22 protein-coding genes and 2 tRNA genes are annotated in these 21,337 nt (G+C 60.5%); 8 read left to right on the forward strand and 16 right to left on the reverse strand.

Features of this window, described 5'->3' with window-relative positions; genetic code table 11:
• Nucleotides 1-4 precede the first annotated feature (4 nt).
• The 3 genes from CKW25_RS12735 to CKW25_RS12745 form a co-directional block, all read right to left on the reverse strand.
• Entirely contained in the window at nucleotides 5-520 is a 516-nt protein-coding gene (locus tag CKW25_RS12735) for a RidA family protein (RefSeq protein ID WP_095079671.1), read from the reverse strand.
• 94 nt (nucleotides 521-614) lie between these two features.
• A complete protein-coding gene (locus tag CKW25_RS12740) occupies nucleotides 615-983 on the reverse strand; it encodes a cupin domain-containing protein (RefSeq protein ID WP_095079673.1) in 369 nt (122 codons plus the stop codon).
• A gap of 76 nt (nucleotides 984-1,059) precedes the next feature.
• Nucleotides 1,060-1,869: an AraC family transcriptional regulator gene (locus tag CKW25_RS12745; protein WP_095079674.1), complete on the reverse strand. Its 810-nt coding sequence runs from the start codon at nucleotides 1,867-1,869 to the stop codon at nucleotides 1,060-1,062.
• A gap of 150 nt (nucleotides 1,870-2,019) precedes the next feature.
• Here CKW25_RS12745 and CKW25_RS12750 point away from each other — a divergent pair, with 150 nt between their 5' ends.
• Nucleotides 2,020-2,502 (forward strand): GNAT family N-acetyltransferase, encoded by a 483-nt coding sequence (locus CKW25_RS12750; protein ID WP_095079676.1) that lies wholly within the window; start codon nucleotides 2,020-2,022, stop codon nucleotides 2,500-2,502.
• 30 nt (nucleotides 2,503-2,532) lie between these two features.
• Here CKW25_RS12750 and CKW25_RS12755 read toward each other — a convergent pair whose 3' ends face one another.
• The 4 genes from CKW25_RS12755 to ggt form a co-directional block, all read right to left on the reverse strand.
• Entirely contained in the window at nucleotides 2,533-3,345 is an 813-nt protein-coding gene (locus tag CKW25_RS12755) for a MerR family transcriptional regulator (protein ID WP_095079678.1), read from the reverse strand.
• A 137-nt stretch (nucleotides 3,346-3,482) separates the two neighbouring features.
• Complete coding sequence (locus CKW25_RS12760; RefSeq protein ID WP_095079679.1) at nucleotides 3,483-3,854, reverse strand: type II toxin-antitoxin system HigA family antitoxin; 372 nt, start codon at nucleotides 3,852-3,854, stop codon at nucleotides 3,483-3,485.
• Between the two features lie 3 nt (nucleotides 3,855-3,857).
• Nucleotides 3,858-4,160 (reverse strand): type II toxin-antitoxin system HigB family toxin, encoded by a 303-nt coding sequence (locus CKW25_RS12765; RefSeq protein ID WP_095079681.1) that lies wholly within the window; start codon nucleotides 4,158-4,160, stop codon nucleotides 3,858-3,860.
• 204 nt (nucleotides 4,161-4,364) lie between these two features.
• A complete protein-coding gene (ggt, locus tag CKW25_RS12770) occupies nucleotides 4,365-6,197 on the reverse strand; it encodes a gamma-glutamyltransferase (RefSeq protein WP_095079683.1) in 1,833 nt (610 codons plus the stop codon).
• A 179-nt stretch (nucleotides 6,198-6,376) separates the two neighbouring features.
• Here ggt and CKW25_RS12775 point away from each other — a divergent pair, with 179 nt between their 5' ends.
• A complete protein-coding gene (locus tag CKW25_RS12775; protein ID WP_095079684.1) occupies nucleotides 6,377-7,480 on the forward strand; it encodes a DUF2817 domain-containing protein in 1,104 nt (367 codons plus the stop codon).
• A gap of 110 nt (nucleotides 7,481-7,590) precedes the next feature.
• Here CKW25_RS12775 and CKW25_RS12780 read toward each other — a convergent pair.
• A tRNA-Met gene (locus CKW25_RS12780) sits at nucleotides 7,591-7,667 on the reverse strand.
• 283 nt (nucleotides 7,668-7,950) lie between these two features.
• On the opposite strand from CKW25_RS12780, the gene CKW25_RS12785 reads away from it, so the two are divergent.
• On the forward strand, nucleotides 7,951-9,168 hold the full coding sequence (locus tag CKW25_RS12785) for an MFS transporter (RefSeq protein WP_095079686.1): 1,218 nt from the start codon (nucleotides 7,951-7,953) through the stop codon (nucleotides 9,166-9,168).
• 104 nt (nucleotides 9,169-9,272) lie between these two features.
• Here CKW25_RS12785 and ychF read toward each other — a convergent pair whose 3' ends face one another.
• The 8 genes from ychF to CKW25_RS12825 all read right to left on the reverse strand — a co-directional run bounded on the left by ychF (nucleotide 9,273) and on the right by CKW25_RS12825 (nucleotide 16,192).
• On the reverse strand, nucleotides 9,273-10,373 hold the full coding sequence (gene ychF, locus CKW25_RS12790; protein WP_095079687.1) for a redox-regulated ATPase YchF: 1,101 nt from the start codon (nucleotides 10,371-10,373) through the stop codon (nucleotides 9,273-9,275).
• Between the two features lie 23 nt (nucleotides 10,374-10,396).
• Nucleotides 10,397-10,981: an aminoacyl-tRNA hydrolase gene (gene pth / locus CKW25_RS12795; RefSeq protein WP_003208389.1), complete on the reverse strand. Its 585-nt coding sequence runs from the start codon at nucleotides 10,979-10,981 to the stop codon at nucleotides 10,397-10,399.
• Between the two features lie 169 nt (nucleotides 10,982-11,150).
• The gene (locus tag CKW25_RS12800) at nucleotides 11,151-11,750 is read right to left on the reverse strand and encodes a 50S ribosomal protein L25/general stress protein Ctc (RefSeq protein WP_095079689.1); all 600 of its coding nucleotides are present in this window, start codon (nucleotides 11,748-11,750) and stop codon (nucleotides 11,151-11,153) included.
• Between the two features lie 141 nt (nucleotides 11,751-11,891).
• Entirely contained in the window at nucleotides 11,892-12,833 is a 942-nt protein-coding gene (locus CKW25_RS12805; RefSeq protein ID WP_003171603.1) for a ribose-phosphate pyrophosphokinase, read from the reverse strand.
• 47 nt (nucleotides 12,834-12,880) lie between these two features.
• A tRNA-Gln gene (locus tag CKW25_RS12810) sits at nucleotides 12,881-12,955 on the reverse strand.
• A 37-nt stretch (nucleotides 12,956-12,992) separates the two neighbouring features.
• Nucleotides 12,993-13,844 carry a 4-(cytidine 5'-diphospho)-2-C-methyl-D-erythritol kinase gene (gene ispE, locus CKW25_RS12815; RefSeq protein WP_095079691.1) on the reverse strand — a complete coding sequence of 284 codons (852 nt, stop codon included), beginning with the start codon at nucleotides 13,842-13,844 and terminating at the stop codon, nucleotides 12,993-12,995.
• 1 nt (nucleotide 13,845) lies between these two features.
• Entirely contained in the window at nucleotides 13,846-14,463 is a 618-nt protein-coding gene (gene lolB / locus CKW25_RS12820; RefSeq protein ID WP_095079692.1) for a lipoprotein insertase outer membrane protein LolB, read from the reverse strand.
• Between the two features lie 4 nt (nucleotides 14,464-14,467).
• Nucleotides 14,468-16,192, reverse strand: a complete 1,725-nt coding sequence (locus CKW25_RS12825; protein WP_095079694.1) for a tetratricopeptide repeat protein — start codon at nucleotides 16,190-16,192, stop codon at nucleotides 14,468-14,470.
• Nucleotides 16,193-16,485: 293 nt separating this feature from the next.
• On the opposite strand from CKW25_RS12825, the gene hemA reads away from it, so the two are divergent.
• Genes hemA through murI form a run of 5 tightly spaced genes read left to right on the forward strand, consistent with a single transcriptional unit; the run spans nucleotide 16,486 to nucleotide 21,218 of the window.
• The gene (gene hemA, locus CKW25_RS12830) at nucleotides 16,486-17,775 is read left to right on the forward strand and encodes a glutamyl-tRNA reductase (RefSeq protein ID WP_095079697.1); all 1,290 of its coding nucleotides are present in this window, start codon (nucleotides 16,486-16,488) and stop codon (nucleotides 17,773-17,775) included.
• Nucleotides 17,772-18,854 carry a peptide chain release factor 1 gene (prfA, locus tag CKW25_RS12835; protein ID WP_095079699.1) on the forward strand — a complete coding sequence of 361 codons (1,083 nt, stop codon included), beginning with the start codon at nucleotides 17,772-17,774 and terminating at the stop codon, nucleotides 18,852-18,854. The genes hemA and prfA overlap by 4 nt, the downstream gene beginning before the upstream one ends.
• Entirely contained in the window at nucleotides 18,855-19,685 is an 831-nt protein-coding gene (prmC, locus tag CKW25_RS12840; protein WP_095079701.1) for a peptide chain release factor N(5)-glutamine methyltransferase, read from the forward strand.
• Nucleotides 19,679-20,434 carry a molybdopterin-synthase adenylyltransferase MoeB gene (locus CKW25_RS12845; protein WP_095079703.1) on the forward strand — a complete coding sequence of 252 codons (756 nt, stop codon included), beginning with the start codon at nucleotides 19,679-19,681 and terminating at the stop codon, nucleotides 20,432-20,434. Before prmC ends, CKW25_RS12845 begins: the two co-directional genes overlap by 7 nt.
• Nucleotides 20,427-21,218, forward strand: coding sequence for a glutamate racemase (gene murI / locus CKW25_RS12850; protein WP_095079705.1), 792 nt, complete (start codon nucleotides 20,427-20,429; stop codon nucleotides 21,216-21,218). Before CKW25_RS12845 ends, murI begins: the two co-directional genes overlap by 8 nt.
• The last annotated feature ends 119 nt before the right edge of the window (nucleotides 21,219-21,337 follow it).

The raw sequence follows: 21,337 nt of genomic DNA on the forward strand, positions 1-21,337 counted from the left end.
CATCTCAATCGCTGATATCGTCTTCGCCAACCGGCGCCGCTGCAGGCTTGAGCGCGACAATCATGTCGACCTCGACCGCGGCGCCCTTGGGCAACTGATACACGCCGACCGAGGTGCGCGTATGCACGCCGGCGTCGGCAAAGATCCCGTAGAGCACTTCCGAGGCGCCATCGGCCACTTCACTTTGCTGGGTGAAGTCTTCGGCGCTGCGTACGTAGACGTTGATGCGCAATACTTTCTGGATGGCGTCCAGGTCGCCGAGCCGCTGCGCGAGGATGGCCAGGGCGCGCATCGTGCAAATCCTGGCGGCGTGTCGACCTTGCTCCAGGGACACTTCGGCGCCGACCCGTCCTACCACCATCACCGTATTGTCGATACGCGGGATTTGTCCGCTGACGTAGACCTGGTCGCCCTGCTGTACGGCGGGCACGTAGTTGCCGCCAATACGTAGTTCACCATCAAAGCGATGGCCCAGTTGGTGGGCGATGCCATCGAACAGCGCTGCGCGTGATTGACCCATGCGTGACTCTCCTGTGATAGACGGTGGTGCAGGGCGGACTATAGCGCGTTGTCCCTGCCCGCAAAGCCACGGACGACATTCTCGGTGTCGTACTTCAGACCCACTGATCATTCAGCGCCGTGCGTTCGCCACCTTCATGGCCGGTATTGAGCACGCCCTTGGGTTCGATCAGCAGCAGCCGGACTTCCTGTTCGGCAAAGGGCTTGTGCTCGACGCCCTTGGGCACGACGTACATTTCGCCGGCGGACACCAGCACCTGTCCATCGCGAAAGTCGATCCGTAGTTGTCCCTCAAGGACGATAAAGGTCTCGTCGGTATCCTGATGATCATGCCAGATGAAATCCCCCAGCAGCTTCACCACCTTGAACTGATAGTCGTTCATTTCGGCGATGACCCGTGGCGACCAATGCTCGTTGATCTGCTGCAGCTTGTTGGCGAAATTCAGGCTTTGATAGGACTTCATGACCAGGCGCTCATCGGTTGATTCAGCTCGACACTAGCGAGCGCGGCCGCGTACTTCTTGCACGATTGTGCGTCGCTCAGGGACGGTGCATTTTCATCCAGCGCGCGGGCGACAGGCCGTAGGCTTTGCCGAATTGCCGGGTCATGTGGCTTTGATCGCTGAAGCCTGCGATCAGTGCCGCCTGGGTCAGTGACTCGCCCGCGATCAGCAGCGAGCGCACCAGGTCCAGGCGGCGCATGGTCAGGTAGCGGTAGGGGCTGGTGCCGAACAGCAAGCGAAAGTCCCGCGACAGGCCCCAGCGATCGCGCCCGCTGTGTTCGGCCAGTTGGTCCAGGGTCACGGCCTGGTCCAGGGCACTGTGCATGAATTCGCGAGCGCGCTCGGCCGCCACATAGTCGAAGTGCTGGCGACGGGCGCAGACGCCGGAAACCGCGTTCATGGCCTGGGCCAGGTCGAACAGCGCGTCTTGTTGCTCCAGTGGGTCGAGCGGGCGGTCCAGGCTTTGCAGCAAGACGTCGGTGGCGGCGAACAAGCGGGGGTCGGTGGAAATGCCGGTCTTGATAAAGGGCAGGGGCTGTCCACCGAGTATCTGCTGGATCAGGGCCGGTTCGACGTACAGCATCCGGTACTTGAAACCATCGTCGGTGCCGGCTTCGCCATCGTGGACTTCATCCGGGTGCAGCACCATGGTTGCGCCCGGCAGGTTGTGCCGCCAGCCACCGCGATACTGGAAGCTTTGTACGCCGGACAGGGTGCGGCCAATGGCATAGGTGTCGTGGCGGTGAAGGTCGTAGCCATGCCCCGAGAAAAAGGCCTCGATACGCTCCACACCACCCGTTTTGGGAGCGCGATGGAACCAGTCGGTGAGGAGGTTTGGCTTGCCCATGGGAAGTCTTCGTGGCCGGATTGGCAATGACGGACACGTTAGCTCAGGCGCAGGTTGGCTGTCAGCCGGATTCCCGGTTGATCGATGGACTGTAGGTCGAGTAAAAGCTATGGGGATGGTTGAGCCCCCAAGGGACAAGGAGACCCGAACATGAGCATCAGTTTTCGAGCGGTAAACGAGCAGGACATCCCGCGTATTTGCAGTTTTGCCCGTGACCGGACGGAGCAGTTCTTTTTCTTTCCCGCCGCGACCTGGCCGCTTACCCCGGAGCAACTGCAGGGTTCGATCGACAAGCGCTCGGACTCCACGGTGATCGAGCGGGATGGCGTCGTGGTGGGGTTCGCCAACTTCTATCGTTGGGAAACCGGCGGCACCTGCACCCTCGGCAATGTGATTGTCGATCCGCAGGCCAGGGGGCAGGGGATCGGTGCACAGTTGATCGAGCACATGATCGCCATCGCCCGGACCCGGCACCAGGCGGGCGAGGTGACGTTGTCCTGCTTCAACACCAATGTGGCCGGCTTGTTGCTCTATCCCAAGCTCGGGTTCACACCGTTTTCGATCGAAGAGCGTCAGGACAGGCAGGGCCAGCGGCTGGCGCTGATTCATCTGCGTCTTGCTGCGTCAGGATGAGGGCGCAGCCTGCAAAGACTGTGCTGGCCGTCAGTTTTTCAGCGGGATGTACAACTCGGTCACGCTGTCCGGGTGCATCGGCCCCAGGAACCGCTCACCGCAGTATTCGAACTCCATCCCCTCATCGGGCGCCATGCCCGCAGCCGGTAGCCATTCGCTGTAAGCCGCGCGGAAGGTCTCCGGCAGGGTGGTGACGCTGCCGTGGTGCTCGACCCGGGCGTAGTGCCGAGCTGGAATCTGCAGCTCCACCATGCCCTGCACCAGCGGTGCATCGGCACTCACCGGCAAGCCTGCGACATAGCGCCATTGACCGTCGTCCAGCGGCTGGCAGACGCCAAAGGTGCCGACCGGATCCTGCAACCGGTCGATCTCCTCTTCCCGCGGAAGGAACCGCTGCCACATCTGCGCGATGCTGCCTTCGTCCTGCTGTTGCCAGCTCATGCCCATGATGCGCAGGGCGGGATAAAGGATTCGCTCGGGCGTCTGCGGTGCCGGCAGGCTGCGTTCCGGTTGCGCCAGATAGCGGGTGAGGCGGTCGAGCACCTGCTGATCGCGGGCAATCGCACTTTGCAGTGTGCGGGCATGCGCTTGCAGGGACTCACGCAGGCTGATGACGCTGTCCAGGCTGCCGTTGTCGACCAGCATGCGGATATCTTCCAGCGCCATGCCCAACTGCTTGAGCCAGACGATACGCCCCAGGGTGATGATCTGCTCGGGGCGGTAGTAGCGATAGCCGTTGTCACGCCCGGTCAGTGCGGGGGCGAACAGACCGATGCTGTCGTAGTGGCGCAGGGTCTTGGTGGTGAGCCCGTGAATACGGGCCATTTGGCCGATGGTCAGCATGTAACCTCCTTTTTTGGCTGCTGGAACCAGCCTATTCGTTGTCCTAGGGTAAAGCTCAAGCCTGCACGTAGGTTTTTCTGAAGGCGAAATGAATGTCCTGCACTCGACAGCTTGCGAGGTTTACGCCGCTGAAGTGGTTAATGGCTTCTGGCGGGTTTGATCAGGCTTTCTGCCGGGATTCCGAACAGCTCATGAAGCTTCCAGATCATCGGCAGCGTCAGTGCTCGTTTGCCGTTGAGCACCTCATACACCCTGTTTGTCCGGCCGATGGCGGGCGCCAGGTCCGCGGCGGATAACCCCGATTGTTCCATGCGGAACTTGATCGCATCGATAGGGTTGGGTAGATCGATTGGGAACTGCTTTGCTTCGTACGCCTGAATGAGGGTGATCATGACGTCAAAGTAGTCACCTTCCGGGGTGCCCGGTTCTGGTTCATTGTCGAATAGAGCAGACACTTCCTTGAGGGCTGCGCGGTAGTCCTGTTCGGTATGAATCGGACGGATATTCATGGGTTACTCCATTTCAACGGTATCGGCATCGATAGCGTCGTACTGCTGGTGGGTGCCGACAAACTTTATGTAAATGGCCCCGAAGCGATAGGCCACAGAGACAACGAGCCGGTAGTCGTTGCCCTTGATGTTGAAGACGACCCTGCGTTCCTTGAGGATGCTGGCACTGCCAAAGTGCGCTTTGATATCCGCAGGGGTACACCAGTTCGCGTTCTTTGCTTCGTCAATCCAGGCCAGGAAAGATTGTTCAGAGTCCGGGAATTTCTCCCAGAAACCTTTCAGATGACTGATGGCGATGATTCTCATGGGATGATCCTAGTCCCATGCTGGGACTGTTTCAAGGCTGCGAAAAGAAGAGGCGATGAGCTGCCTTGGCGAGCAGGCAGGATGCTAGGCCTTTGCCGGGTTCATGGCTGTCGGCGTCCGGCTTGGCGAGCAGGATGATTCGGTGCCATATCCCATAGAAAAGGGCCTACCTCGAAGTAAGCCCTTTCTTGTTTGCATCCCCAATCAATCCCCCAGCGCTGCTCCCTCGCGCCGTGGATCGGCCCCGCCGGCCCACGAGGCGTTGCCCTGTGCATCACGCACCCGGACGATGGCCTGGGTGCCGCTGGTCATGTCGATTTCGTTCACCACGTGCCCTTTATCCTTGAGCGCCTGGATCAGCGCCGGGCTGAACTGGCCTTTCTCCAGTTCGGTGGGGCCGTTGCGGCTGCCGAAGTTCGGCAGGCTGATGGCCGCTTGCGGGTCGAGGTTCCAGTCGAGCATGCCGACCACCGACTTGGCGACGTACTCGATGATTTGTGAGCCGCCGGGCGAGCCGACGGTGGCGAGCAGTTCGCCGCTCTGGCGATCGAAGATCAGTGTCGGTGCCATGGACGAACGCGGACGTTTGCCGGGTTCGATGCGGTTGGCCACCGGCTGGCCGTTTTCTTCGGGGATGAACGAGAAGTCGGTCATCTGATTGTTCAGCATGAAGCCCTGCACCATCAGATGCGAGCCGAACGCCGCCTCAACCGTGGTGGTCATGGACACGGCACCGCCCAGATCGTCCACGGCCACCACTTGCGAAGTGGAGATGCGCAGTGGCGAGCGGTCTGGCGCATAGACCAGTTGGACGCCCGGCGGTGTGCCCGGTTTGGCAGTGCCCATGCTGCGCTCACCGATCAGCGTTGCACGACTGGCCAGGTAAGCGGGGGAGACCAGGCCGGCGACCGGCACCGGGACGAAGTCTGAGTCCGCGACGTACAGCGCCCGGTCGGCGTAGGCCAGGCGCTCGGCTTCAGCGATCAGGTGCACGGCTTCAGGTGCCGGCTCGAGGCCGGCCGGCTTGTTGCTCTTGAGCGGTTTGAGAGGTGCCAGGGCGAAGCGCTTGTCGCGGGTCTCCAGGGCCTGCAAGGTGCCGAGGATCTGCGCCACGGCAATCCCGCCCGAGGACGGAGGCGGCATGCCGCACACCTGCCAGCGCTTGTAGTCGGTGCACAGCGGCGCGCGCTCCTTGGCGCTGTAGCCCTTGAGGTCATTGAGCGACAGGCTGCCGGGGTTGGCGTGGCCCTGAACCCTGGCCACGATTTCCTCGGCCACCGGGCCTTGATACAGCGCGTTCGGGCCTTCTGCGGCGATGCGCGTGAGCACCTTGGCCAGCGCCGGGTTCTTCAGCAGGGTGCCGACGGCTTTCGGGCTGCCATCGGCATTGAGGAAGTACGCGGACATGTCGGGCGAGCGCGGCAGGAACGGATCGGAAGCGATCATCGTGTGCAGGCGTGGCGAGATCGCGAAGCCCTTTTCAGCCAGCGCGATGGCCGGCTCGAACAGTTTTGCCCAGGCCAGGCGGCCGTGTTTTTGATGGGCCAGTTCCAGCGCGCGCAACACCCCCGGAGTACCGACCGAGCGCCCGCCAATCTGCGCCTGAGGGAATGGCATCGGTTGACCGTCAGCTTGCAGGAAGAGTTTTTCGTTGGCGCCGGCCGGCGCGGTTTCGCGGCCGTCGTAGGTGCGCACGGCCTTGCCATCCCACAACACGATCAATGCACCGCCACCGATCCCCGAGGATTGCGGCTCTACCAGCGTCAACACCGCTTGCATGGCAATCGCTGCGTCGATGGCCGAGCCACCTTGGCGCAGCATTTCACGCCCGGCTGCGGCGGCCAGCGGGTTGGCGGCCGCGGCCATGTGTTTGCCGGCGTATTGGGTCTGCAGGTCGGTGCGATACCCCGACGCCACCTCGGGCGCGGTGGGCAGGGAGCTGACCGGTGGGGCGTTGCAGGCGGCGAGGGTCAGGGCGCTGACGATGAGCGACAAGGCGCAGAGGCGGTAGCGGCTCAAGGGGAAGGCTGGAAACACGTGGCACTCCGTCCGTTGGATAAAAGATTCGGGGGGACTGTATCGGCGTGAAGGGTCAGCTGCAACGCTGGGTTGCTGCGCGCTGGGACAGGGAAGGGGGCTTTTGTCCTTCATCAACAGGTGTATTTTCTGTAGGGTCGAGGGCACGGGACCTTCATCCAGAACAACAAGAGGCCGACATGCAGACCGAGTTTCCAGATCAGCCAAGCTACCGTGCGCAGCGTGAACGTTTCCTCGCGGCAGCGACGGCCGCCGGCGCCCGGTTGACCGAGTACCCGCACCCACTCAAGGGGCCGTTCGGTGAGGCCTTGAGCACCGACGTTGCCGTGCTGGGTGACCCCGATGCCAAACGCCTCCTGGTGGCCTTGAGCGGCACGCACGGTGTGGAAGGCTTCTATGGCTCGGACTGCCAGAGCAAATGGCTCCAGGCGCTGGGCAAGCGCTCGCTGCCGGATGATGTCGCGGTGGTGATGATCCATTTGATCAATCCGTGGGGCACCGCATGGCTGCGTCGGGTCAACGAAGACAACATCGACCTGAACCGCAATCACCTGAACTTCGACTCACCGCTACCGGACAACCGGGCCTATGCGGCGCTGCACGCGATCTACGCGTTCGACCCGTTGCGAGGGCCGGAGCGTGATCGAGCCGATGCCTTGCTGGCCACGCAGTTGGGCGAGCAGGGCTGGCCGGCGGTGATGGCGATTGTCGAAGGTGGCCAGCACAGCCATCCCGATGGCCTGTTTTACGGCGGGCGGGCACCGAGCTGGTCGAATCGCACCTTGCACCAGATTATTGCGGCGCATCTTTCCCGGGCCGAAGTGGCCCTGTGCTTCGACCTGCATACCGGTGCCGGCGAGTATGGGCATCCGATGTTACTGACCGTCACCCAGGCCGTCTATCCGGCGTTGCAGGAGGCGCAGGCCCTCTATGGTCCGTGGCTCTACACCGTGCAGACGGGCGCGCGCAGCCACAGCGAAACCGGGATCGCTACGAGCGCTACTGGCTACACCTCCCAGGCGCTGCTCGATGCCTTGCCGCAGGTGCGCTTGATGCCCTTTGTCATTGAATGCGGAACCTACCCGGGGGAGGCGGTGCATGAGCACCTGCGTGACGATCACTGGCTGCACTTGCACGGCGACCCGTGTGACGCAGCAGGGCGTCGGATCAAGCTCGATCTGCTGGAGCAGTTTTATCCGGCGGACCCTGACTGGCAGGAAATGGTCTGGGTCCGTACGCGGCAAATCTGGGAGAAGGCGTTGTCCGCCTTGCCGACGCTTTAGGAGGGTCGTCGATGGCCGGCACCGCGAATGTACGGTGCCGGCCATTGGGCGGGCACTTTTCTGCGGGCATAAAAAAACGGCCTACCTTTCGGTAAGCCGTTTTTAGTACTTGGTGGCTACACAGGGACTTGAACCCCGGACCCCAGCATTATGAATGCTATGCTCTAACCAACTGAGCTATGTAGCCAAGTGGCGCGCATTATTGGCTTGGAACGACGATGTGTCAAGCATAAATCTAAAATATTTCTCTACGCTTTCAACCGCTTATCCTCCTGACCCGGAAAAAACCACGACAAATCCGCTTCAACCCTGCTCAAACGGTCTGCCATGGGGGCGCAGTGCCTTGCTTTCGGGGTGGAGCGTGGAACCTAAAAACTCGTTAGCAGGCTAAGGGGATGGCGCTGCCACCGTGAAAAATGGCACATTGGCGCACCGGCAAATGCGCTCCCATCCGCTGTATGGAAACTCTCATGGCAACCAGTCCCCCCCAAGCGGCCGCTTCAGCCGCGTCCGCAACCTCACACAGCAGCCCCTTGGTCATGCGCATCATCGGCGCGGTGGCGCTGGCGCATTTGATCAACGACCTGATTCAGTCCGTGCTGCCGTCGATCTATCCGATGCTCAAGGCCAATTATGGCCTGACCTTCACCCAGGTCGGCCTGATTACCTTGACCTTCCAGCTCACCGCTTCGCTGTTGCAGCCGTGGGTCGGTTATTACACCGATCGGCACCCCAAGCCCTATCTGCTGCCAATGGGCATGATCTGCACCCTGATCGGCATTCTGATGATGTCTCAGGTCGGCAGTTTTCCGTTGATCCTGCTGGCGGCGGGGCTGATCGGCATCGGCTCCTCGACCTTTCACCCGGAAGCTTCCCGTGTGGCGCGACTGGCCTCGGGCGGGCGCTTCGGTCTGGCGCAGTCGACCTTCCAGGTCGGTGGCAACGCCGGTTCAGCGTTCGGGCCGCTGCTGGCGGCGGCGATCATCATTCCGTTCGGCCAGGGTAATGTGGCCTGGTTCGGGCTGTTCGCGGTATTCGCGCTGGTGGTGCTGTATGGCATCAGCCGCTGGTACGCCAATCACTTGAGCCTGTTCAAGCTCAAACAGGGCCAGGCGGCGACTCACGGCCTGTCGAAGGGCAGGGTGATCAGTGCGTTGGTGGTCCTGGGGCTGCTGGTGTTCTCCAAATATTTCTACATGGCCAGCCTGACCAGTTATTTCACCTTCTACCTGATCGAGAAATTCGACCTGTCGGTGGCCAGTTCGCAATTGCACCTGTTCCTGTTTCTCGGGGCGGTGGCGGCGGGGACCTTTTTCGGTGGACCGATTGGCGACAAGATCGGCCGGAAGGCCGTGATCTGGTTCTCGATCCTCGGTGTTGCGCCGTTCACCCTGCTCATGCCTCACGTCGACCTGTTCTGGACCAGCGTCCTGAGCGTGGTGATCGGCTTCATCCTGGCCTCGGCGTTCTCGGCCATCGTGGTCTACGCCCAGGAACTGGTACCGGGTAATGTCGGCATGATTGCCGGGGTGTTCTTCGGCCTGATGTTCGGTTTCGGCGGGATCGGTGCGGCCCTGCTGGGGTACCTCGCAGACATCCATGGCATCGAATACGTGTACTTCTTGTGTTCGTTCCTGCCGTTGTTCGGGCTGTTGGCGGTGTTTCTGCCTCGTACCAAAAAGGTATGATTCAACGCCAACCCCTGAGGGAGCGAACAGGCTCGCTCCCTCAGGGAGGATTTTCAGGTACAAAAAAGCCGCGAATAAACGCGGCTTTTTCGTGGGCGGGTGTCTTACACGTTGAAGCGGAAGTGCATCACGTCACCGTCCTTGACGATGTAATCCTTGCCTTCCAGGCGCCATTTACCGGCTTCCTTGGTACCGGCTTCGCCTTTGTACTGGATGAAGTCGTTGTAGGCGATCACTTCGGCGCGGATGAAGCCTTTTTCGAAGTCGGTGTGGATCACGCCAGCAGCTTGTGGTGCGGTGGCACCGACGCGGACGGTCCAGGCGCGGACTTCTTCGACACCGGCGGTGAAGTAGGTCTGCAGGTGGAGCATTTCGTAGCCCGCGCGGATCACACGGTTCAGGCCAGGCTCTTCAAGGCCCAGGGCCTCAAGGAACATGTCTTTCTCTTCGCCGTCATCCAGCTCGGCGATTTCCGCTTCGATCTTGTTGCACACCGGAACCACAACCGCGCCTTCTTCTTCGGCAATGGCCATGACCACGTCGAGCAGCGGGTTGTTGTGGAAGCCGTCTTCGGCAACGTTGGCGATGTACATCACTGGCTTGGTGGTCAGCAGGTGGAAGCCGCGGATCACCGCTTTCTCATCGGCGCTCATGTTCTTCATCAGGCTGCGCGCTGGCTTGCCTTCGGTGAAGTGAGCGATCAATTGCTCCAGCAGGCCTTTCTGGACGACTGCGTCCTTGTCACCGCCCTTGGCGTTGCGGGCGACTTTCTGCAGTTGCTTTTCGCAGCTGTCGAGGTCGGCGAAGATCAGTTCCAGGTCGATGATCTCGATGTCGCGTTTCGGGTCGACGCTGTTGGAGACGTGAATCACGTTCTCGTCTTCGAAGCAGCGGACCACGTGGGCGATGGCATCGGTTTCACGGATGTTGGCCAGGAACTTGTTGCCCAGGCCTTCACCTTTCGACGCGCCGGCGACCAGGCCCGCGATATCGACGAATTCCATGGTGGTCGGCAGGATGCGCTTTGGATTGACGATGGCTGCCAAGGCGTCCATGCGTGGATCCGGCATCGGCACGATACCGCTGTTCGGCTCGATGGTGCAGAAGGGGAAGTTCTCGGCCGCGATACCGGATTTGGTCAGGGCGTTGAACAGGGTGGACTTACCGACGTTAGGCAGGCCGACGATGCCGCAATTGAATCCCATGGTGTTTCCCCGAGGAGTTAGAGTCAGGCCTTCTGGCTGTGCAGGTTTTTCATCGCGCGGTTCCATTCACCGGCGAAGATATCCGGCAGCACGCCGAGGGCAAAGTCGATGCTGGCATCGAGTTTTTCCTGTTCGGCGCGAGGCGCGCGACCCAGGACAAAGTTTGAAACCATACTGGCAACGCCTGGGTGGCCAATACCGAGCCGCAAGCGATAGAAGGTATTCTGGTTGCCCAGTTGCGCGATGATGTCGCGCAACCCGTTGTGACCGCCATGCCCGCCGCCCTGTTTGAGCTTGGCAACGCCGGGAGGCAGGTCGAGTTCGTCATGCGCCACGAGTATTTCCTCCGGCTTGATGCGGAAGAAACCGGCAAGCGCCGCTACGGCCTGGCCGCTACGGTTCATGTAGGTCGTGGGAATCAGCAGGCGAACATCCTGACCCTGATGCGAGAAGCGTCCGGTCAGGCCGAAATATTTGCGATCGGCCACAAGGTTCACACCTTGTGCGTGCGCGATGCGCTCAACAAAAAGGGCCCCTGCGTTATGCCGGGTCTGTTCGTATTCGGCGCCTGGATTTCCCAGGCCAACGATCAGTTTGATGGCAGTCACGTCAGGGGCCCTTCTATGGAGTGGTGGATAACATCGCAGCAATAGGTGTGTGCGGCGAAAGTGGACGAAAAGTGCTCATTTACCATGATGTAAACTCCGCGTTCCCGCCCGCTTTCTCGCTACGTTCCAGTCCGCGATGTTACTTGATCACTCCGGCGTACAGAGTGAATTACTCTGCAGCGCCTTCTGCAGCTTCTGGAGCAACACGTGGAGCGTGAACGTTGGCAACAGCCAGGTCGTTACCGTGAGCCAGAGCAACAAATTCAACGCCTTTAGGGGCCTTGATGTTGGACAGGTGAACGATCGAACCGATTTCGGCGTCAGCCAGGTCGACTTCGATGAACTCAGGCAGGTCTTTTGGCAGGCAGGAAACTTCGATTTCCGAAGCAACGTGCGAGATTTCGCCGCCTTTCTTGACCGGAGCAGCTTCGTTGATGAAGTGCACTGGAACGATAGCGGTCAGTTTCTGGCCCGCTACAACGCGTACGAAGTCAGCGTGCATCACGTGGCCTTTGGCCGGGTGACGTTGCAGGGCTTTGATCACGACGTTTTGCTTGGTGCCACCAATGTTCAGCTCGATGATGTGGCTGTAAGCCGCTTCGTTTTCGAGCAGTTTGGCAACTTCTTTAGCCAGCATGCTGATGGATTCAGGGGCTTTTTCGCCACCGTAAACTACAGCTGGAACCAGGCTTGCGAGACGACGCAGGCGGCGGCTCGCACCTTTCCCCAGGTCGGAACGCGCTTCAGCATTCAGAGTAAAATCGTTCATGTTGTATCTCCAAAATAACCACATTCGCCCCAGCGTTTGCGACCAGCGCTAAAGGCGATATGGGCAAAAAAGCCCCGCCCCGACAGGAATGCCGGGGCGGGGCGCTTTTCGTCATTGAGATGTGTCCGAAGGGCAGGGCCCTTAGCGGAACATCGCGCTGATCGATTCTTCGTTGCTGATGCGGCGAACCGCTTCGGCAACAACCGGTGCGATATCCAGTTGACGGATACGTGCACAGGCTTGTGCTGCTGCGGACAGCGGGATGGTGTTGGTCACCACCAGCTCGTCCAGCACGGAATTTTCAATGTTCTCGATCGCCCGACCCGACAGCACAGGGTGTGTGCAGTAGGCAAAGACCTTGGCAGCGCCATGCTCTTTCAAGGCTTTAGCCGCGTGGCACAGGGTGCCGGCGGTATCGACCATGTCGTCAACCAGGATACAGGTACGCCCTTCGACATCACCGATGATATGCATCACTTCAGAGTGATTGGCTTTCTCACGGCGCTTGTCGATGATCCCGAGATCCACGCCCAGGGACTTGGCAACGGCACGTGCACGCACGACGCCACCAATGTCCGGGGACACGATCATCAGGTTTTCGAAGCGTTGGTCTTCGATGTCATCCACCAATACAGGGGAGCCGTAGATGTTATCTACCGGAATATCGAAGAAGCCCTGGATCTGGTCAGCATGCAGATCAACCGTGAGAACACGATCGATGCCGACGACGGTAAGCATGTCAGCGACGACTTTCGCGCTGATAGCCACACGTGCGGAACGCGGACGGCGATCCTGTCGGGCATAACCAAAGTAGGGGATCACCGCAGTGATTCGAGTGGCTGAGGAGCGACGGAAGGCATCAGCCATCACGACGAGTTCCATCAGGTTATCGTTGGTCGGAGCGCAAGTCGGCTGAATAATGAAGACATCTTTACCGCGGACGTTTTCATTGATCTCGGCTGTAATTTCGCCGTCGGAGAATTTACCGACAGAGATGTCACCGAGAGGGATATGCAGCTGACGTACGACACGTCGAGCCAGATCGGGGTTGGCGTTCCCCGTAAAGACCATCATCTTGGACACGCGCAGTACCTGAAGGCTGAGGGTATACCTGGATGAGTATAGGAAAATGGCAGGGGCGGCTGGATTCGAACCAACGCATGGCAGGATCAAAACCTGCTGCCTTACCGCTTGGCGACGCCCCTGTATCTGTTGCAACGAGTACCCAGTACTCGATTCCTTTTAGAGCAGACCTTGTAGCTTGCGATGCAACATCGAAACGTTGCTTCCTTTTGCTACAAACCCTGTAAGGGTCTCTGTGAGAAGGGCCGAGACTTTATCAGCTTCAGCTTTGCTTGGGAAGCCCCCAAACACACAACTTCCAGTTCCGGTGAGTTTTGCTTCGGTAAATTTACCTAACAAATCCAAAGCGTTACGTACTTCTGGATAACGCCTTGTGACCACCGGCAAGCAGTCATTTCGACTGTTTCCCTTGGGAACGGGGCGCACTTTAATGGGAGATGAGTTACGTGTCAACAATGGATCTGAAAAAATTTCTGCTGTACTTACAGATACTTGCGGTACGAGCACGACATACCATGGCTCGGCAGGGTCTACAGGGGTGAGCTTTTCTCCCACGCCCTCGGCGAAAGCCGCGTGGCCACGCACGAAAACCGGGACGTCCGCGCCCAGTGTCAGGCCCAGGGCGGCCAGGCGATCTTCATCCCAACCCAGTTGCCAGAGATGGTTGAGGCCCAGCAGGGTGGTGGCGGCATTCGAACTGCCACCGCCGATTCCACCCCCCATGGGCAGGATTTTTTCGATCCAGATATCAACGCCCAGCGAACAACCGGATTGCTCCTGGATTTTCCTGGCGGCCCTGACGATCAGATTGCTGTCATGGGGGACGCCTTCGAATTCGGTGTGCAGGTGAATGACGCCGTCATCGCGCACCGCAAAGGTGATTTCGTCGCCGTAGTCGAGAAATTGAAACAGCGTCTGCAGTTCGTGATAACCGTCTTCACGGCGACCGAGAATATGCAGCATCAAATTGAGTTTTGCCGGCGAAGGCAGCGTCAGGCGATGTGCAGGCATGTCATTGGCCCAACTTGCGAGGTTGCCAGGCCTTGATCACCAGCGTGACATCAAGGTCGCGGCCGTGCAGTTTGATCCGCTCGGGCAGCCAGTAACCGTTTTGCTGTGTATAGGCGGTGTATTCGACCTTCCAGCCGTCTTGCTCAAGGCTGGCCAGGCGGCTGTTGGCATCCAGCGACAAGCGGCTTTTGCTGCTCGGCGCCGGGAGTCCGCGAACCCACCAGGCCAGATTGGACACCGGCAGCTTCCAGCCCATCTGTTCTTCGAGCAGGGCGTCCGGGCTTGGCGCGGTGTAGCGACCCTGGTTGGCAACTTCCAGCGTGACGTCGCCGGGGCGACCGGTCAGGCGGGCTGCGCCACGACCCAGAGGGCCGGAGAGGCGGATATCGTAGTAATCCTGGCGCTGCAGCCAGAACAGGGTGCCGCTACCCGAGTCTTTCGGGGCGCGAATGCCGATCTTGCCGTCGATCTGCCAGCCATCGAGGGCTGTCAGTTGCTGTTTTTGCACGCGCCATTGCGCGGGGTTGCCTTGACCCTCGAGGGATTCACGGGCACCAAAACCCGCACAGCCGGCGAGCAGGGCGATGAAGCTGAAAACGATAACGTGGCGCAAAAACATGATGTTAAAGGGTCTCGGATCCGGTCAGGCGCTTGATGGTGCTGCGCAGGATGGGGCTGTCAGGCTGTTCCTTGAGGAACTTGGCCCAGATTTTTCTGGCTTCGCGTTGTTGGCCCTTGGCCCACAGGACTTCGCCCAGGTGCGCGGCGACTTCCTGGTCGGGGAAGCGTTCCAGGGCCTGGCGCAAATAGCGCTCGGCGTCATCGAGATTGCCCAGGCGGAAATTCACCCAGCCGAGGCTGTCGAGAACTGCCGGGTCTTCCGGGCTCAATTGATGGGCTTTTTCGATCAGGGACTTGGCTTCGGCGTAGCGGGTCGTGCGATCGGACAGGGTATAACCCAGGGCGTTGAGTGCCATGGCGTTGTCCGGGTCGCGCTTGATGATCTGTCGCAGGTCTTTTTCCATCTGCGCCAGGTCATTGCGTTTTTCCGCCTGCATGGCCCGGGTGTACAGCAGGTTCAGGTCATCCGGGTACTGCTTCAAGGCTTTGTCGAGGATGGCCCAGGCACGGTCTTCGTGTTTATTGGCGGACAGGGTTTCGACTTCGATCAGGTACAGCTGGATCGCATAGTCCGGTTCTTCATCGCGCTCTTTCGCCAGGCGGGCCTGGGCTTCGGCGGTACGCCCGTTGTCCATCAGGATGTCGGCCTGGCGCAACTGGGCCGGCAGGTAATCGGCGCCCGGGGCAACCTGGCCATACTCGATCAGGGCACCTTGGGGGTCATTGCGCTCTTCGGCGATGCGCCCCAGGTTAAGGTGCGCGGAGTCGACGTGGCTGTCCCGGGCAATCAGGTCTTCCAGGTAGCCCTTGGCTTCTTCCCAGGCCTTGGCTTCCAGGCAAACGAGTGCCAGGGAGTAACGCAGTTCGTCGTCTTCCGGGTACTGCTGGACCAGGCTTGAAAACTCGGTTTTCGCGTCGTCCATGCGGTCCTGCTCAACCAGCAGGCGAGCATAGGTCAGGCGCAGGCGTTTGTCGTCCGGGTACTTGCGAATGCTTTTTTTCAGCAGCGGCAGCGACTCATCGCCACGATTGAGGCTTTGCAGCAAGCGTGCGCGCAGGAGGATCGGCGCTATTTCGCCTTCTTCCGGTGGATGGTTTTCCAACAGGGTCAGTGCGCCCTGGGAGTCACCGTCCTGCTGCAGCAGCAAGGCCTTGCCGAAAATCAGCTGACCGTTGTTCGGGTGACGCTGCAACAAACGGTCGAAACTTTTCATCAGGCCGTTGCGGGTGTCCTGGTCGGTATCGGCTGCCGACAGGGCAAGGAAGTCGAAATGGGTATCGCCCTTGCCTTGCAGGACCTTCTCCATATAGACCATGGAGTCGTCATAACGCCCACTGCGCGCCAGTTGTATGGCGGCGGCGCGTTGTGCCTCGAGGTCGTTCGGGGCGTTTTTCGCCCAGATCAGTGCGCTGTCGAGCGCGGCCTGGTCGGCGCCCAGGTACTCGGCGATGCGAAAGGCGCGCTCGGAGATGCCAGGATCCTGGGTATTGATGGCCTGGGTCACGTAGTTGTCCAGGGCAATGTCGTAGCGATTGCGCTGACCGGCCAGTTCGGCACTCAACAGGCTGAAGATAGTGTCTTCGCTGAACGAGCTGTAGACCTTGGGCTTTTCAGGGGCTGGAGTGCTGCCTTCAACCGGCGGCGTACCGTCCGTCGAAACGGGTGCCAAGGCCTGGCAGCCGCTTAGGAAGACAAAAGCGAGGAGCAACGCGGAAGATCTATTCATATAGGAAGAGGACGACTAACCTGCGGTCGGATCATCATGACACAAGCCTTCGGCCAAACATAACCGGGGCGCTCTTAATCTCTTTATGTAGGAGCGAGCTTGCTCGCGATGGTCGTCAACGATGAAGCGGACACCCTGAATAAGCGTGATGCCCTTGAGTTTTTCGCGAGCAAGCTCGCTCCTACAGGGGGCCTTTAAAGACACAAGGCATTAGGACAATAGTCAACGGTGGTTGTTCTGAGTCTGGCGAAGTAGGACAATTGTCGGCTTCTCGACATCATCAGCGACCTTGAATGGCCTTCCTTGCACTTGGTATTAACCACAAGACTGCTTCCGTAGACGTCCGCGAGCGCGTGGCGTTTACTCCGGAACAGCTGGTTGAGGCCCTGCAGCAGCTCTGCCGACTCACCGACAGCCGCGAAGCTGCGATCCTCTCCACCTGCAATCGCAGCGAACTCTATATAGAACAGGATCATCTTTCGGCGGATGGGGTGCTGCGCTGGTTGGCCGATTACCATCATTTAAGCCTCGATGAGCTGCGCGCGAGTGCTTATGTGCATGAAGAGGATGCGGCAGTTCGTCACATGATGCGGGTCGCCTCCGGGCTCGACTCGCTGGTGCTGGGCGAGCCACAGATTCTCGGCCAGATGAAATCGGCCTATGCCGTGGCGCGCGAAGCCGGCACCATCGGCCCGCTGCTGGGGCGTTTGTTCCAGGCGACCTTCAACGCCGCCAAGCAAGTGCGCACCGACACCGCGATCGGTGAAAACCCGGTGTCCGTGGCGTTTGCCGCGGTCAGCCTGGCCAAACAGATCTTCAGCGACCTGCAGCGCAGCCAGGCGTTGCTGATCGGCGCTGGCGAGACCATTACCCTGGTCGCCCGCCATTTGCATGAGCTGGGGGTGAAGCGGATCGTCGTCGCCAACCGGACCCTGGAGCGCGCAAGCCTCCTTGCTGAGCAGTTTGGTGCCCACGCTGTGTTGCTCTCGGACATCCCGGCGGAGCTGGTGCGCAGCGATATCGTGATCAGCTCCACGGCCAGCCAATTGCCGATCCTGGGCAAGGGCGCGGTGGAAAGCGCCTTGAAATTGCGCAAGCACAAACCGATTTTCATGGTGGATATCGCCGTACCTCGGGATATCGAGCCGGAAGTGGGCGAGCTGGACGACGTCTATCTGTATAGCGTCGACGATCTCCACGAAGTGGTTGCCGAGAACCTCAAGAGCCGCCAGGGTGCAGCCCAGGCGGCGGAAGAGATGGTGTCCATTGGCGCCGACGATTTCATGGTTCGCCTGCGTGAGCTGGCGGCGGTCGACGTCCTCAAAGCCTATCGTCAACAGAGCGAACGCCTGCGTGACGAAGAGCTGCTAAAGGCCCAGCGCATGCTCGCCAACGGCAGCAGTGCCGAGGATGTGCTGGTGCAACTGGCCCGAGGCCTGACCAACAAACTGCTGCACGCCCCAAGCGTGCAGTTGAAAAAGCTGACTGCCGAAGGCCGCCTCGATGCGTTGGCCATGGCCCAGGAACTCTTTGCCCTCGGTGAGGGCGCGTCGGATAGCTCTTCGGATAAAAAAACGCAATGAAAGCGTCACTGCTCAATAAGCTGGACATCCTCCAGGACCGCTTCGAGGAACTGACCGCCTTGCTCGGCGATGGCGAAGTCATTTCCGATCAGAACAAGTTCCGTACCTACTCCAAGGAGTACGCGGAAGTCGAGCCGATTGTCGCCACCTATAAGCAGCTGCTCAAAGTACAGGACGACCTTGAGGGCGCTCAGGCGCTGCTCAAGGACAGCGATCCGGACATGCGCGAAATGGCCGTGGAAGAAGTCCGCGAAGCCAAGGAGCAACTGATCGAACTCGAAGCCAGCCTGCAACGCATGCTGCTGCCCAAGGACCCGAACGACGGACGCAACGTGTTCCTGGAGATCCGCGCCGGCACCGGCGGTGACGAGGCGGCGATCTTCTCCGGCGACCTGTTCCGCATGTATTCGCGTTACGCCGAACGACGTGGCTGGCGGGTCGAGATTCTCTCGGAAAACGAAGGCGAACACGGTGGCTATAAAGAAGTCATTGCACGCGTCGAAGGCGACAACGTCTACGGCAAGCTGAAGTTCGAATCCGGCGCGCACCGCGTGCAACGGGTTCCGGCCACTGAATCCCAGGGCCGTATCCACACTTCGGCCTGCACCGTGGCGGTATTGCCGGAGCCTGACGAGCAGGAAGCGATCGAGATCAATCCATCGGACTTGCGCGTCGACACGTATCGGTCCTCCGGTGCCGGTGGCCAGCACGTCAACAAGACCGACTCGGCCATCCGGATTACCCACTTGCCGTCGGGCATCGTGGTCGAATGCCAGGAAGAGCGCTCCCAGCACAAGAACCGGGCACGGGCGATGTCCTGGCTGTCGGCCAAGCTCAACGATCAGCAAACCAGCGCCGCGGCCAATGCCATTGCCAGTGAGCGCAAGTTGTTGGTGGGCTCCGGTGATCGCTCCGAGCGGATCCGCACCTACAACTTTGCCCAGGGCCGGGTCACGGACCACCGGGTCAACCTGACGTTGTATTCCCTTGATGAAATCCTTGCCGGTGGCATTGATGCCGTGATCGAGCCGTTACTGGCCGAGTATCAGGCTGACCAACTGGCAGCGATAGGTGAGTAAATGACCATCATTGCCAGTTTGTTACGCGCCGCCGACCTGCCTGACTCGCCGACCGCGCGTCTGGATGCCGAGCTGCTGCTGGCCGCGGCCTTGGGCAAGTCCCGCAGCTTCCTGCACACCTGGCCCGAGCGCATTGTTCCCAGCGAAGCCGCGCTGGTCTTTGCCGAGTACCTGCAGCGTCGTCGCTCCGGCGAGCCGGTGGCCTATATCCTCGGCCAGCAGGGTTTCTGGAAGCTGGACCTGGAAGTGGCACCGCACACGCTGATCCCGCGTCCGGACACCGAATTGCTGGTGGAAACCGCGCTGGACCTGTTGCCCGCGACACCGGCCAAGGTACTCGACCTGGGCACCGGCAGTGGCGCGATTGCCCTGGCGCTGGCCAGCGAGCGGCCGGCCTGGCAGGTCACGGCCGTGGACCGGGTCCTCGAAGCCGTGGCCCTGGCCGAGCGCAATCGCCAGCGTCTGCACCTGAGCAATGTCAGTGTGCTCAGCAGTCACTGGTTCAGCGCGTTGAAAGAGCATCGCTACACGCTGATTATCAGCAACCCGCCTTATATTGCCGCTGCCGACCCGCACCTGGCGGTCGGGGACGTGCGTTTTGAGCCGGCCAGTGCGCTGGTGGCCGGCGCTGACGGCCTTGATGACTTGCGCTTGATCGTTGACCAGGCACCGCAGCATCTGGAAGCCGGAGGCTGGTTGATGCTCGAGCACGGCTACGATCAGGCCGACGCCGTGCGCGATCTGTTGCTGAGCCAGGGCTTTGAAGAGGTCCACAGCCGCAAGGACCTCGGCGGCCATGAACGTATCAGTCTGGGGCGTCTACCGTGCTGAATGATCAGGAGCTGTTGCGCTATAGCCGGCAGATTCTGTTGCAACACGTCGACATCGACGGTCAATTGCGACTCAAGCAGAGCCGCGTGCTGATCATCGGCCTCGGTGGGCTGGGGGCGCCGGTCGCGCTGTACCTGGCGGCGGCCGGGGTTGGCCAGTTGCATCTGGCGGACTTCGACACGGTCGACCTGACCAACCTGCAACGCCAGATCATTCATGACACCGACAGCGTCGGCCTGAGCAAGGTCGACTCGGCCATGGGTCGTCTGAAGGCGATCAACCCCGAGATCCAGTTGATCCCCCATCGCGCTGCGCTGGATGAAGACTCACTGGCCGCCGCGGTATCGGCGGTCGACCTGGTGCTCGACTGCTCCGACAACTTTTCCACCCGTGAGGCGGTGAATGCGGCCTGCGTGGCGGCCCGCATACCCCTGGTCAGTGGCGCGGCCATTCGCCTGGAAGGCCAGCTGTCGGTGTTTGACCCGCGTCGTGCCGACAGCCCGTGTTATCACTGTTTGTACGGACACGGCAGCGAAGCCGAGCTGACCTGCAGCGAGGCGGGTGTGATCGGCCCGTTGGTGGGGCTGGTGGGCAGCCTGCAAGCGCTTGAGGCGCTGAAGCTGCTGGTGGGGTTCGGTGAGCCGCTGGTTGGGCGCTTGTTGTTGATCGATGCCTTGGGCACCCGCTTCCGCGAACTGCGGGTCAAGCGTGATCCAGGTTGCAGTGTGTGTGGGGGCAAGCATGCGTGAAGCGCCTATCGGCGTATTCGATTCCGGCGTCGGTGGGTTGTCGGTGCTGGCGGAAATCCAGCGACTGCTGCCCAATGAATCACTGCTGTACGTCGGTGATTGCGGGAACATTCCCTACGGCGAGAAAACCCCGGAGTTCATTCGCCAGCGTTGCAGCGTAATGGCCGATTTTTTTGTGGCGCAGGGCGCCAAGGCGATCGTCGTGGCGTGCAACACGGCCACTGTGGCGGGTGTCGCGGATCTACGCCGTGATTACCCGCACTGGCCAATCGTTGGCATGGAGCCAGCGGTCAAGCCGGCAGCGGCGGCGACCCGCAGTGGCGTGGTCGGTGTGCTGGCCACTACCGGCACCTTGCAGAGTGCCAAGTTCGCGGCCTTGCTCGACCGTTTCGCGACCGATGTCCAGGTCGTCACTCAACCTTGCCCTGGCCTGGTGGACTTGATTGAAGCGGGGGACCTGCACAGCCCGGCATTGCGCGCTCTGCTGGGCGGTTACCTCGAACCCTTGTTGGCGGCCGGCTGCGACACCATTATTCTCGGCTGCACCCATTACCCCTTTCTCAAGCCGTTGCTCAGGCAACTGATTCCGACCGACATCAGCCTGATCGATACCGGTGCCGCGGTGGCCCGACAGCTCCAGCGCTTGCTGGCCGAACGCGAACTGCTGGCCGAGGGGCCGGCGAGCCCTGCGCAGTTCTGGACCAGTGGCAGCGCGCAGCACTTTGGAAATATCTTGCCGATACTCTGGAATAACGCCGGGGTTGTGCGAAGCTTCAGCCTGTAGGTCGTTGTCAGGAAGCGATTCAATCGGGCCGAACGTTCACGCGAAGGCTTCATTCTATTGCAGCGACTACCAAGCCAAAAAAACTACAAAAACGCTCGCGAAAAGGATGTTTCTGATGA

Source organism: Pseudomonas sp. Irchel s3h17, assembly GCF_900187505.1.
GTDB lineage: Bacteria > Pseudomonadota > Gammaproteobacteria > Pseudomonadales > Pseudomonadaceae > Aquipseudomonas.